This is a genomic window from Aeromonas sp. sif0611 (genome assembly GCF_019218845.1).
Lineage (GTDB): Bacteria > Pseudomonadota > Gammaproteobacteria > Enterobacterales > Aeromonadaceae > Aeromonas > Aeromonas media.
In genome coordinates, this window is record NZ_JAHUWU010000001.1 from 486,870 (window position 1) to 499,759 (window position 12,890).

The 12,890-nt window shown below is 62.8% G+C and carries 14 protein-coding genes; 3 read left to right on the forward strand and 11 right to left on the reverse strand.

Translation table 11 applies throughout. The features are described from left to right. Positions 1-58: 58 nt before the first annotated feature. Positions 59-1,063, forward strand: a complete 1,005-nt coding sequence (gene hypE, locus KW824_RS02105; RefSeq protein ID WP_218408745.1) for a hydrogenase expression/formation protein HypE — start codon at positions 59-61, stop codon at positions 1,061-1,063. 84 nt (positions 1,064-1,147) lie between these two features. Further along, the gene (hypA, locus tag KW824_RS02110) at positions 1,148-1,489 is read left to right on the forward strand and encodes a hydrogenase maturation nickel metallochaperone HypA (RefSeq protein WP_005301911.1); all 342 of its coding nucleotides are present in this window, start codon (positions 1,148-1,150) and stop codon (positions 1,487-1,489) included. On the opposite strand, the gene KW824_RS20925 is transcribed toward hypA, so the two are convergent. Next, positions 1,467-1,841, reverse strand: coding sequence for a hypothetical protein (locus KW824_RS20925; protein WP_256351226.1), 375 nt, complete (start codon positions 1,839-1,841; stop codon positions 1,467-1,469). The two genes, hypA and KW824_RS20925, sit on opposite strands and share 23 nt — an antisense overlap. On the opposite strand from KW824_RS20925, the gene hypB reads away from it, so the two are divergent. Continuing rightward, positions 1,728-2,600 (forward strand): hydrogenase nickel incorporation protein HypB, encoded by an 873-nt coding sequence (gene hypB, locus KW824_RS02120; RefSeq protein ID WP_218408747.1) that lies wholly within the window; start codon positions 1,728-1,730, stop codon positions 2,598-2,600. The genes KW824_RS20925 and hypB overlap by 114 nt on opposite strands. A gap of 384 nt (positions 2,601-2,984) precedes the next feature. On the opposite strand, the gene KW824_RS02125 is transcribed toward hypB, so the two are convergent. The 10 genes from KW824_RS02125 to hybA form a co-directional block, all read right to left on the reverse strand. Then, positions 2,985-3,626 carry an ATP-binding cassette domain-containing protein gene (locus tag KW824_RS02125; protein WP_218408748.1) on the reverse strand — a complete coding sequence of 214 codons (642 nt, stop codon included), beginning with the start codon at positions 3,624-3,626 and terminating at the stop codon, positions 2,985-2,987. Beyond that, positions 3,626-4,414, reverse strand: a complete 789-nt coding sequence (locus KW824_RS02130) for an ATP-binding cassette domain-containing protein (protein ID WP_218408749.1) — start codon at positions 4,412-4,414, stop codon at positions 3,626-3,628. The genes KW824_RS02125 and KW824_RS02130 overlap by 1 nt, the downstream gene beginning before the upstream one ends. Then, the gene (locus KW824_RS02135; protein WP_218408750.1) at positions 4,408-5,220 is read right to left on the reverse strand and encodes an ABC transporter permease; all 813 of its coding nucleotides are present in this window, start codon (positions 5,218-5,220) and stop codon (positions 4,408-4,410) included. The genes KW824_RS02130 and KW824_RS02135 overlap by 7 nt, the downstream gene beginning before the upstream one ends. Continuing rightward, positions 5,210-6,214 (reverse strand): ABC transporter permease, encoded by a 1,005-nt coding sequence (locus KW824_RS02140; protein ID WP_371316569.1) that lies wholly within the window; start codon positions 6,212-6,214, stop codon positions 5,210-5,212. The genes KW824_RS02135 and KW824_RS02140 overlap by 11 nt, the downstream gene beginning before the upstream one ends. Next, positions 6,199-7,815 (reverse strand): ABC transporter substrate-binding protein, encoded by a 1,617-nt coding sequence (locus tag KW824_RS02145; RefSeq protein ID WP_218408752.1) that lies wholly within the window; start codon positions 7,813-7,815, stop codon positions 6,199-6,201. Before KW824_RS02145 ends, KW824_RS02140 begins: the two co-directional genes overlap by 16 nt. Positions 7,816-7,930: 115 nt before the next feature. After that, positions 7,931-8,449, reverse strand: coding sequence for a hydrogenase-2 assembly chaperone (gene hybE, locus KW824_RS02150; protein ID WP_218408753.1), 519 nt, complete (start codon positions 8,447-8,449; stop codon positions 7,931-7,933). Further along, positions 8,431-8,961, reverse strand: coding sequence for a HyaD/HybD family hydrogenase maturation endopeptidase (locus tag KW824_RS02155; protein WP_182785669.1), 531 nt, complete (start codon positions 8,959-8,961; stop codon positions 8,431-8,433). Before KW824_RS02155 ends, hybE begins: the two co-directional genes overlap by 19 nt. Continuing rightward, a complete protein-coding gene (gene hybC, locus KW824_RS02160) occupies positions 8,961-10,664 on the reverse strand; it encodes a hydrogenase 2 large subunit (protein WP_218408754.1) in 1,704 nt (567 codons plus the stop codon). The genes KW824_RS02155 and hybC overlap by 1 nt, the downstream gene beginning before the upstream one ends. Further along, positions 10,661-11,848 carry a Ni/Fe-hydrogenase cytochrome b subunit gene (gene hybB, locus KW824_RS02165; protein ID WP_218408755.1) on the reverse strand — a complete coding sequence of 396 codons (1,188 nt, stop codon included), beginning with the start codon at positions 11,846-11,848 and terminating at the stop codon, positions 10,661-10,663. Before hybB ends, hybC begins: the two co-directional genes overlap by 4 nt. Next, positions 11,841-12,890: a hydrogenase 2 operon protein HybA gene (gene hybA, locus KW824_RS02170; protein WP_218408756.1), complete on the reverse strand. Its 1,050-nt coding sequence runs from the start codon at positions 12,888-12,890 to the stop codon at positions 11,841-11,843. Before hybA ends, hybB begins: the two co-directional genes overlap by 8 nt.

The following is a 12,890-nucleotide window of genomic DNA, read 5'->3' on the forward strand; positions in this document are numbered from 1 at the left end:
GGGTGATGAGTGGAGATGAATCAGTCTGCTTCGGCAACCTTGTGGAGATCCAATCACGATGAGAGAAATCCAACTTAGCCACGGCGGCGGCGGCGTGGAGATGAACCAGCTGATCAACCAGCTCTTCTTTCGCCACTTTGGCAACGAGATCCTGCTGCGCGGGGAAGATGCCGCCCTGCTGCCGGTAGAGGGCCCCGTTGCCTTCACCACCGACAGCTTTACCGTCTCGCCGCTCTTCTTCGAGGGGGGCGATATCGGCAAGCTGGCCATCGCCGGCACGGTCAATGATCTCGCCATGATGGGGGCCAAGCCCGAGTATCTGAGCGCCAGCTTTATCATCGAAGAGGGGTTCCCCTACGCCGATCTGGCCCGCATCGTCGAGTCGATGGCGGCGGAGCTTGCCAACAGCGGTGCCCGCATCGTTTGCGGCGACACCAAGGTGGTGCCCAAGGGGGCAGCCGACAAGATCTTTATCAACACCAGCGGGGTCGGCACCTTCCCGCTGCCTGAGCAGAGCCGGGGCATCTCGGTACGCAACCTCAAAGCCAGTGACGCCATTCTGGTGTCGCGGGATATCGGCAGCCACGGCGCCTGCATCCTGATGGCCCGCGACGCCCTGCAACTGGGATCTGATCTCAAGAGCGACTGCACTACCCTCTGGCCACAGGTAGAAGCGCTGCTGCAGGCGGGCATTACCCCTCACGCCCTGCGCGACGCCACCCGTGGCGGCCTTGCCGCCGTGCTCAACGAGTGGAGCAGCGCCTCCGGCGTTGCCATCGAGCTGGAGGAGTCCGCCATTCCGGTGTGCGACCCAGTGCGCGGCCTGTGCGAGCTCTACGGTTTCGAGCCCCATGATCTCGCCAACGAGGGGACCATGGTGCTGGCCCTGCCTACGGAACAGGCGCAGGACGCACTGGGCATCTTGCGGCAATTCAACCCCGCCGCCAGTCAGATCGGCGTGGTGCAGGCAAGCGATCGCCACAAGGTGATCTTGAACAACCCCTGGGGCAGCCGCCGTTATCTGGAGCTACCGCAAGGGGAGCTGCTGCCGCGGATCTGTTGAGCGGCCATGCCGTTCACCCATATGCCGTTTTCCCAATTAGGGGGAGGAGTCACTGCTCCTCCCCATATCGGTTAAGGAGCCACCATGCACGAAATGTCTCTGGCCATGGCTGCCATCGATCTGGCGGCCGAACAGGCCACCCAGCGGGGCTTTAACAAGGTGACCGCCCTCTGGCTCGAGGTCGGCAGCTTCTCCTGCGTCGACCCGGACACCATTGCCTTCTGTTTCGAGGCGGCCGCCAAGGGCACTGCCGTCGAAGGGGCTCAGCTCCACTTTCAGCACCAGGCGGCAGAAGCCTGGTGTTACGACTGCAACCAGACGGTCACCCTCACCGAGCGCGGGCAGGCCTGTCCCGAGTGTGGCGGGTACAAATTACGAGTCGCGCAGGGTGATAGCCTGCGCATCACCGACATCGAGGTAAGTTGATATGTGTAGCGTATGCGGATGCGGCCAGGCGCGGATCGCCGGCCATGAGCACGATCATGAGCATCATCACGAACATGAACATCACCATGAACATGGCCATAAGCACGACCATCATCATGCTCATGACGCGCATCACCATCATGACCACGAGCAGAGTGCGCCGCGCACCCTGATCATTCACCACCACTATCACCATCAGGGGAATGTCCATCACCACTACCATGGTGTACGGGCACCGATGAGCCACGAGGGTCATGATCACCCAAACGAGCACCACCATGATTACCCCCATGACCATCATCATGATCATGCCCACTCTCATGACCACGGCCATTCCCATGCACATCCCCATGATCACAGCCATGAGCATGAGCATGAGCATGAGCATGAGCATGAGCATGAGCATGAGCAGGGTGATCTGCACTATGGCAAAGGGGAAGCGGGATTGTCAGTGCCCGGCATGGGGCAGCGCCAGCTGATCGCCATCGAGATGGATGTGCTGGCCAAGAACAACGCGCTGGCGGCCCACAACCGCGAATACTTCGACGAAGCGGCCCAGCTGGTTCTCAATCTGGTATCGAGCCCGGGTTCAGGCAAGACCACCTTGCTGTGCGAAACCCTGCGCCAGCTGGCTGACAAGCGCCCTTGCGCGGTGATCGAAGGAGATCAGCAGACCAGCGCCGATGCGGATCGCATTCGTGCCACCGGTGTCCCTGCCGTGCAGATCAACACCGGCAAGGGCTGCCATCTGGACGCCAAGATGGTCCACGACGCCTGCCACCAGCTGCCCGCCAATGAAGGGGGCATCCTCTTTATCGAGAACGTGGGCAATCTGGTCTGCCCCGCCAGCTTCGATCTCGGCGAGAAGTACAAGGTGGCGATCCTCTCCGTCACCGAGGGGGAAGAGAAGCCCCTCAAGTACCCGGACATGTTCGCCGCCGCCCAGCTGATGGTGATCAACAAGATCGATCTGCTGCCCTACGTCAGTTTTGACGTGGCCCGCTGCATCGAGAACGCCAAACGGGTCAACCCCTATATCCAGGTGATCCAGGTCAGCGCTACCACTGGCGAAGGGATGGATGCCTGGCTCAACTGGCTGGCCAGTGCTTGAACCTGAACCGGTTAAACGTCGTTGCTAACGGCAGATAAAAGAGAGGGAGGCTGATGCCTCCCTCTCTTTTATCTGCGAATCTTGCCAGCCGTTCTGTCTGTCCAGACTGGCCAGCGTCCCACACTCGCGTCCCCTCACCCTGGCCCTCTCCCCAGGGAGAGGGAACCGGTTCGTGGATATCGCATTCTTCTCTTCTGTCTCAACATGGAAAGGGAAACCTATGCGTGGATGCTGGCAATATGCTCGAAATAGTCGCCCCCTGAGAGGGTCTGCGAGCATACAACCAGCCCCTGTTTCCCAAACCCCGAGCCTGGCGAGATGGCACCGTCTGCCCCCTTCTCCCCTTGCGGGAGAAGGGCTGGGGATGAGGGGGAACACCAACCCTCAGGCCACGCTGCGGGCTAGCTGCTCCTGCGCACCCGGCACCTCACCAAAACGCAGCACCCGATGGCAGATCTGGCGCAGCAGCGCCTGCTGGTGACTGAATATCACCATGCCAAGCCCGCGCTGCTCGCACTCAATCATCAGCTCCCGCCAGAGCTGGCGCTGAATTTGCGGATCCAGCTGGGCGGTCACCTCGTCGGCAATCAGCAGACGGGTGCGGGGATCGAGGGCGCGCAGCAGCGCGATGCGTGCCAGCTCGCCACCGGAGAGCTGACCCGGCTTGCGACTGAGCCATTCGGGTTTGACCATAAAGCGGGCCAGCATGGTGTCATCGGGGCGCCATACATCCCACAGCGCCTGGCCAGTGGTGCGATAGGGATTGAAGGTGAGTTCGGGGTGCTGGGGCACCAGCTGGATGGGATTGTAGCCTTTCACCTGCTTAGGCAAAGGCTGCCCATCCAGCAGGATCTGCCCGCCAGCCCGAACCGGTTGCCAACCGGCCAATACCCGCCCCAGCGTGGTTTTGCCGTGGCCGCTTGGCGCAGATATCCCTAGCCGTTCGCCCGCTTTCACCGTCAGCGACAACCCCTGCCAGAGGGGGCGTTCCCCTTGGGCGATGGTGAGATCCCGTACTTCAAACATCAGGAAACCTCCGGTACAGAGAAGAGCGTGTTGAACTCCGGCAGTGCCTGCCAATGGGCACGGAGCATCTCGCTCCCCAGCCCTTGGCGCAGATGGTGGCTACTCAAGGTATCGCTCACCTGCCCCTGATGCAGCGCCACGATGCGATCGGCAAAACGGGCCGCCAGCGCCAGATCGTGGGTGACCCAGAGGATACCGCTGCCCTGATTGGCCAATTCACGCAACTGGCCGAGCAGCAGACAGGCCAGTCCTTCATCGAGCCAGGCGGTGATCTCGTCCGCCAGAATGTAGCGAGCGCCGCCAAGGGCCGCGGTGCAGGCCAGAATGCGCTTGGCCATACCACCGGAGAGCTGGCTCGGGAATCTGTCCAAGGTGGCAGCGGGCAACTGGTAGCGCAGCAGCTGCTCACCAAGCCGCTCGCGGGAACCGTTCTGGCCGCAGAGACGCGCCGCGCGCCCCAGTTGGCGCTCCACCGTCAGTAGCGGATTGAGGGCGCTCACCCCCTGCGGCACATAGCAGAGGGTGTGACCGCGCAGACGGGCTCGGCTGGCATCGCACAGAGGCGTGCCATCAAGGGAGATGGCGCCGCGCATCCGCAGGTTGTCTGGCAGCAGGGTCAAGGCGCTTTGCAGCAGTAGGCTCTTGCCCTCGCCGCTCCCCCCCACCAGCGCCACGATTTCCCCCGGCGCCAGTTGGAGGCTGATATCGGTCAGCAAAGGCTGCCAGCTGCGCCGCCCCAGCCAGGAGTAGTGGGCCGCCTCTATGGTCACATGGTCGAAGCTCAGCATTGTTCACTCCCAAACCAGAGTTGTTGCAGGGCGCGAGTGGCCTGATCAAACAGTAAAACCAACGTCAGCAGCATCAGGCCGGGGAAGAGGGCCAGCCACCAGCCGCCCCCGGCCAGATAGCGCAGGGCATCGGCCAGCAGCAGGCCAAGGGAGGCCTCGTGGGCCGCCAAGCCAAAGCCGAGGAAGCTCAGCGCCGCGCTGTGCAGCACCGCGTGGGGGAACATCAGCAGGGTGCCGATAAACCACTGGGGCAACAGCCCCGGCAGCAGGTGGGTACGCCAGCGGCGCAGCGCTCCCATCCCCTGACAGCGGGCCAGCACCACATAGTCGCTACAGGCGATCCGCCGCGCTTCTGCGCAGAGAATGAGCGCCAGCTTGGGCCAGTGGGTCAGGGCCACAGCCAGGATCACCCCGCGCATGCCGCCCCCTGCGGTAAAGCAGATCAGGATCAACAGCAGCATATGGGGCAGCGCCAGCATGGCATCGATCACCAGCCGCACCGCCGCATCACATCTGGGGTGAACCAGCGAGAGGCTCGCCGCCACCATGGCCAGCAGCCCACTGCAGAGCGCCGTGCTGATACCCAGCTCCAGACTGGTGAGGGTGCCCTGAAAGGCCCGCAGCCAGAGATCCCGCCCCATCTGATCGGTACCGAACCAGTGAATCAGCGAGGGGGGCTGCTGGCGCGCCAGCAGATCCATCGGCACATCCTGAGCCGACAAGCTCCAGCCGTAAGCGGCCAGCAGCGCCAATCCGATCAGAGCCACGGCCAGGCGCACTATGGAGGGAAGCGGATTAAACAGCATCCACACCCTCCCAGCCCCGGTTGATGCGGGCCAGCAGCACCCGCGCCGCCGTGTTGCCCAAAAAGACCAACAGGGTGCAGAAGAGCACTATGCCCATCAGCAGGGGAATATCCCCCCTAAGCCCCGCATCCACGGTCGCCTGCCCGAGCCCCGGGTAGGAGAAGACCTTCTCTGCCAAGAGCGATCCGCCAATCAGCTCACCCAGCGAGGCAAACTGCAGGCAGAGCGCCGGGGTCAGGGCGTGGCGCAGCACGTGAAAACGCAGCATGGGCCAGCCGCCATCCCCCTGGGCGCGGGCGTAGCGGATAAAGTCGCTCTCCAGCACCTCGGCTACCCGCCCCCGGGTATGCAGGGCAATGTTGCCTACCCCGAGCAGGGCGAGCGTGGTGACCGGCAACAGCAGATGGCGCACTCGCATAGTCCAATCCGCCTCATCGGCAGAGAGGCCCGGCGTCCAGGCGCAGCAGACTGGCAGTAGCGGCCAGTGCACCGCAAACAGGGCGAGCAGCAAGAGGCCGACCCAGAAGGTGGGCAAGGAGGCGAGCAGGTAGGCAAAGCGGCAGATCAGGCGATCGGGCCAGCGGTTGAGATAGCGACCGGCGCACAGCCCCAGCAGAATGCCGAAAAAGCCGGAGAGCAGCCATGCGCCCGCCAGCAGCAGGAAGGAGGCGGCAAAGCGTTGGCCAATGACCTCGCTCACAGGCGCGTTGTAGAGCATGGAGTAGCCGAGATCCCCCCGCAGCACCTGGGTGAACCAGTGCCAGTAGCGCAGCCAGAGCGGCTGATCCAGCCCCCAGCGGGCGGCGATGCGGGCGTACTGCTCGGGGGGGACATGGAGCAGATCGTTGCCGATATAGGCCTTGATAGGGTCGATTGGGGAATAGCTCAGCAGCACAAAGGTGGCAACAGAGACCAGACAGAGCAGCCCAGCCAAACGCAGCAGGGCTTTCAGTGTTGCAGTCATCATGGTGGACGAACTTAGCGGCACGTCCACCGCCAATCCTGCAGGTTGTTGAGCAGTGACCAGCTACCGTGAATTTCCGGCGCCCCCTTGCCAAGGTCGATGCAGCGGTTGGCCAGATAAGTGTGCTGCACGTTGAGCAGCCAGGCCCAAGCCGCATCCCCCTGTACCCCAGCGCCACTCTTGCCATCCCACTCCACTTGCAGCCAGAAGGGTACGGCCGTCTGCCAATCGGGGGCATCCAGCGCCTGCTTGAGGTGGCCATCCACCACCGGATTCTGGTAATAGCCCGGGTTGTAGAACTCAACGCCGGCGGAACCGCTCTGGTAGTGGTGATAGAGCTCCATGGGATCCAGACTCCCCCACCCCATCAGCACCGGATTGGCGTGCATCTCACGCTCCACCTGCTCCCAGCTGCCGGACTTGAGGCTCACCTCCAGACCTATGGGTTTGAGCATGGCCCGCACCGCTTCAGCCAGATCCCGGCGAGTGCTGTCGCCACTGGTGTACCAGAGGGTGAAGGCCGCGCGCAGATCGCCCTTGTGGCGAATGCCATCGCTACCCATCTTCCAGCCCGCCTCGTCGAGCAGGGCGTTGGCATGGGCGGCATCGCCGTCCTTGAAGGCGGTGGCTTTGTTCAACCAGGGCAAGCCTTCCACCGCGCTGTAGGCAGGGATGGCATGCCCTTCCAGCAGCTGATCGGCCAGCAGCTTGCGGTCGATGGCGTAGTTGATGGCGCGACGCACCGCCACATCGGCAGTCACGTCGTTTCCGATGGGATAACCCTTGGCATCCTTGCCGCCCGCTGGCGGAATGGGAAAGACGATGCCGCGGTTCTCCACACTCGGACGCACCCAAAGTTTGAGGGTGTCGGGTACGGTGGGCGCCAGCGAGGGGGCGATGCGCACCAGATCGAGTTGATTGCTCTGGGCGGCGGCGTAGGCGCTCTCTTCGTCGATAAAGACAAACACCAGCCGTTTGAAGTCGTTGTTGCCACCGGCGTAATAGGGGTTCGCCTCCACCACCAGCTGCTGGCCGGGCAGGAAGTTCACCAGCCGGTAAGGGCCCGCGCCGACCGGCTCGCGGGCATAGCGCTTGGGATCGTAATCCTGCTTCGACACTATCCCGAGCGATCCCAGCACGTTGACGAAGGTATTCTGGGGGGCGCTCAAGCTGATGGCAACGTCGGTGGGCGAGACCACCTTGGCAGAGACAAAGTTACCCATGTCGATCTTGCCGCCGCCCTTGGCCGCGCTGTTGTAGGTAAAGGCCACATCCTCGGCGGTGAGCGGCGCGCCGTTGGAGAATTTCAGGCCGGGCTTGAGGGTGATAAGCCACCCCTTGCCATCCTGGTTCGGGGCCACCGCCTGGGTCAGCACATTCTGCCAACCGAGATCCGCGTTCTGCTTGAGCAGCGGGCTGTGCAGCAGCAGGTAGCTGCCGTGGCTCCAGCCCAGCAGCGGGTCGAACCCTTCGGTGGGTTCGGCTCCGATGGCGAGCTTGAGTTCGGCTGGCACCGGCTGGGTAACTGGGGTGGTCTCAGTGGCGAGGGCGGCCTGCGCCAAGGGGCTGGCGCCCAATAGTAGGGCCAGCAAAGCCCCGGCGGCGCGTGCATCATACGTTCGGAGGGTCATAGCATTCCTTTTTCATCTGTTGCCACCGGGCGCGAGAGCGCGAGAAAAGGTGGCACCGATAGAAGCGAATGAGGGGCCGATAAGGGCCCCATCTTTTTTTACCAACGCAGGCAGGCTAACGCCCGCGCGCACCAAACAGCCGTCGCCAGCCGAGATCGACACGTCCCTCCCCCTGCTGCACAGGCAAGGAGTGCAGCATCTTGAGGGTGCTGCTCACCAGTGAGCGCCCCTCCTCGGCACCAAGGTGCGGATCCAGCGGCGACATCAGGGAGCAGGCCAGCAACTGCCCCGTCTCGGGCAGTTCGCCCACCATAAAGGTCATGTTGCCGCAGGGGAGCTGCAGGGCGAGCCGATCGCTACTGCTGCGCACCGGCCAGAGCTGATCCGGCCCCGGCAGCACCACCACGCTCAACATCCAGGGGGTGAGCACGCAGCCAAGCCACTGCCCTTCAAACAGGGTGCACTCGACCAGGATGGGCATGGCCGGGTGATAGAACGGCAGGGCCTGCATCTCTTCGCGAGCGATCCGCTCGTACTGGGATACCAGCAGAGGTGCGGGATCGCTTGTAAAACCGGCAAACTCCTGCACGCGTTCTTGCACGGCATCAAGCTCGCTTAAATGGGACTGCGCCATAGGCCCTCCCGCGCTTGTTCAGCTTTCTCCTGCTCAGAGAGCGCAATGGCGGGCGCACCAACGGCAGCCAGCAGGGTCAAAATCCGATCCGTCGCCTCCCCCATGGCAGCCGCCACCACGGGGGTGAGGCCGATGCGGGGCTCCAGGGATTCGGGCTCGACCCCGATCAGGGTGAGCCGCTTGGGCGACTCCCCCGTCATATGCAGCGCCGAGAGCACGTCCGCCAGCCCCAGCTGGTGCGGGGAGATCTTGCGGCCAAACAGGGTCGGGATCTCCTCATCCTTCAGGGTCACCACGGTACCCGGCGGATTACCGCTGCGCACCGCATCCGCCAGAATGATGTGGTCGCGACTGGCCATCGCTTCGAGCAGCTCCATACCGGCGGTACCGCCGTCCAGCAGCTCGATGCCGGGAGCGAAACGGTATTCGCGCCCCAGCCCCTCGACGATGCGCACGCCCACCGCCTCGTCGCTGAGCAGCAGGTTGCCAACTCCCAGGATCAGGGTGTTCATCACAGCACCTTCACCTGAGTCGTTTCGCCATTCTGGGTATCCACCACGTGGACCGCGCAGGACATGCAGGGGTCGAACGAATGGATGGTGCGCACCACCTCCAGCGGTTTGGCGGGATCCGCCACCGGGGTGCCCACCAGCGCCTGCTCGTAGGGACCGGGCTCGTCATTGAAGTTGCGCGGGCCCGAGTTCCAGGTCGATGGCACCACCGCCTGATAGTTCTCGATCTTGCCGCCCTTGATGACGATCCAGTGGGAGAGCATGCCGCGCGGCGCCTCTTCAAAGCCCACCCCTCGAAACTCCTTGTCCGCCGGGATCTCGGTCTTGATGTAGGCGCTGAAATCTCCCTTGCCGATGTTGTCCACCAGCGCCTTCCACTGATGAGACAAGGTGTCTTTCAGCACGCAGCAGCGCACCGCCCGGCCGATGATGCGGCCCAGGGTGGAGTGCAGCTGTTCAGTCTTGATGGCTGAACCGGTGAGCGTTTTATAGAGGCCGTTCAGCTGATCGAAGTGCGCCACCGTCTCCGGGTGCTTGGCGGCCAGCTTCACCAGCAAGTCGGCAAGCGGCCCCACCTCCACCACCTTGCCGTAGAAGGTGGGAGATTTGACCCAGGAGTACTTGCCGTCATCCTGCCAGCCGGTGTAGTTGGGCTCGGTCTTGCCCTCCCAGGGTTTGAGGGGGGCGTCATCCTTGTACCAGGCGTGCTTGTTGCTCTCGGCGATGCCATCCATCAGCCAGGCATCCTGATGGCTCTCGATGGGACGATAGCCGGCCAGATCGCCATTCTCGATGTAGCCACCGGGCATCAGGAAGCTGCCACCGTCACCGTCGGTAGGCAGCTCAGGCACGCTCAGGTAGTGCTTGGCCCCCTGCCCCAGGTTCAGCCACTCGGGATAGTGGGCAGCTATGATGGCGGCATCCACCTTGTAGACCTGCTCGATAAACTCGCCGAGCCGATCGATGAAGCTCTTCACGTAGAGCAGCCGCTCCAGGTTGAGCACGCTCGGCGCATCCAGGTTGATGGGGTTGGCCACCCCGCCCACCGCCAGATTCTGGATGTGGGGGGTCTTGCCACCGAGGATGGCGACGATGCGGTTGGCATCGCGCTGACACTCCAGTGCCTGCAGGTAGTGGGCCACGGCGATCAGATTCACCTCCGCGCTCAGCTTCATCGCCTTGTGACCCCAATAGCCGTTGGCAAAGATGCCGAGCTGGCCGCTAGCCACCAGGGCGCGGATCTTGTCCTGCACCTTGGTCAGCTCATCGGCACTGTTGAGGGACCAGGTCGATACCCCCTTGAGCAGGTCGGCCGCTTTTTGCGGATTGGCCTGCAGTGCGGCCGTGATGTCCACCCAGTCCAGCGCGGAGAGCTGATAGAAGTGGACTATGTGATCGTGGATGTTGTGGGCCGCGATAATAAGGTTGCGGATGTACTGGGCGTTGACCGGTACCTTGGCGCCGATGGCGTTCTCCACCGCCCGCACCGAGGCGATGGCGTGAATGGAGGTACATACCCCGCAGATGCGCTGCACTATCATCCAGGCATCGCGTGGATCGCAGCCCTTGACGATCTCCTCCATCCCGCGCCACATGGTGCCGGACGACCAGGCTTTGGTCACTTTGCCGCCTTCGATTTCGCAGTCGATACGCAGGTGCCCCTCAATGCGGGTGATGGGGTCTATGGTGATACGTTGGCTCATACGTTGGCTTTCCCTCGGGCCTGATAATCTTGGTGAACACGTTCAAGTGATGGCAGTACCGGCAGCAGCCGGATCAGCAGCAAATAGGCACACACCTCGATGGCGACGAAGCCCAAGGAGATCAGCACTTCCGTCGCGGAGGGGAAGTAGTGGTAGCCATTGCCGGGGTTGAAGGCGAGCAGGGAGTAGTCCAGTCGCCAGAGGGCGGCGCCCAGCAGCATGCTGAGGGCCCCCAGGAACAACATGCGCGAATCCCGGCGGCTCTTGTCCCAGTGGAACACCAGCAGCGGGAAGATCATCAGCGCGATCTCGCTCCAGAACATGATGGAGAAGCGGTTCCACTGGGAGAGGTACTCCGACTTGTCGTTGATGACGATCTCGGCAAAGCGCAGCGCCACAAACAGGATCAGGAAGATGTCGATCACCTGGGTCAGCTTGTAGAAGAGCGACTTCTCGTTGGGGCCCCGCCCCGCCAGTCCCGCCTGTACCAGAGAGCCCTCAAACACCACGATGGAAAAGCCCATGATGAATGCGGTCAGAAGCGAGAAGACCGGCAGCAGCTCGTAGCTTTGCCAGAGCGGATGGATCTTCTCCCCCGCGACGATCATCAACGAGCCCATGGAGGATTGGTGCATGGTGGGCAGCAGTGCCCCCAGCGCTAGCACGAAGAACATGATCTTGTTGAGGCGAATGAGTGACGCCTTCCAGCCGAACTTCTCCAGCAGCACGGGCGCAAACTCCAGCGCCATCACCCCGATATAGATGGTCATGCAGACCGCCGTCTCGAACAGCACCGAGGAGGTGTTGAAGTGACCGGGCAGGTAGAAGTAGGGCAGGTTCCAGTAACGGCCCACGTCGATGGTGATGGAGAGACCACCGAGCGAGTAGCCGAACAGGCTCGCCAAGAGCGCCGGTCGCACCAGCGGGTGATACTCGCCCCGGTTGAACACATAGACCGCCCAGGCCAGCGCCCAGCCGCCACAGGCGAAACCGGTGCCGATCAGCAGGTCAAAGGAGATCCACAACCCCCAGGGGTAACCCCCGTTCAAGTCGGTGACCGAACCCAGCCCGAAGAAGAGGCGTTTCAAGATCAACATGCCGCACAGCACGGCAAAGGGGGCCAGCACCAGCACCGGCCAGCTGACCAGCTTGCCGCCGAGAGGATGCGCCTTGTGATTACTCATGATCCTTGCCCCCCTTTGCTGAACTCTGATCGTTTACCTGAGTACTCCCCTGCTCATGGCCATCATCGTGATGGTGATCGTGACTGTTCTTCTTGCTATTGCGACGAATGAGCACAGAAAGACCGGTCAGCACCACCATGGGCAGCACCATCCCCTTGTAGAGGGTGTGCTGGATATGCTCGGAGCGAGCACCGGAGGAGAGCTCCGGCAAGTCGGGCATGTCGAGCTTGGTGTAGGGCACCCCGGCCAGCACCAGCACCTGGGTGCCGCCCCCCTCCTTCTCGCCATAGACGTAAGGCTGGTAGTTGGGCACCTCGTGCAGGTAAGGGTCGTTGGCGCTGAAGGTCTGGCGTGGGTAGGCATATTCACTGCCCGGGGTCGCCAGCAGGCGGCGCTTGGCTTCGGCCATCAGCTCCTCGCGGGTGCCGAAAATCACGGCGCCGGTCGGGCACACCTCGACACAGCCGGGCAGTTTGCCCTGATCGATCCGCTCAAGCCCCTTCTGGTTGCAGAGCTCGCACTTGTGGATCGCTCCCAGCGGGTTGTCGTAGTCATATTTGGGCACATCGAACGGGCAGCCCACCATGCAGTAACGGCAGCCAGTGCAGACGTCCGGATTGTAGTGAACGATGCCGGTCTTGGGATCTTTGGTAAGGGCCTGCACCGGACAGACCGAGACACAGTTGGGATCGACGCAGTGCATGCACTGCTTCTTGATGTAGGCGTAGCCATCCACTAGCTGATCCTTGTGCTCGCCCGTGCCGCTCTTCCACACCTGAATGATGTTGTTGGTGTAGGGCGTCAGCTTGTCGTTGGTGGACCAGGTCTGGGCTCCCTCCGGATTGGACGGGTTGCCATTCAAACGCTGACACTCCGCCACGCAGGCCTGACAGCCGACGCAGAGGGTGGAGTCATACAACATACCGAGCGACCCGGGAATGGGCGGCTTGTTCTTGGCCACCGCCATGGCGGTGCCGGGCACGGCAGCCCCTGCCGCCAGCGCACTGGCAGAGGCGAATTTGAGGAAATTGCGTCTGTTCAC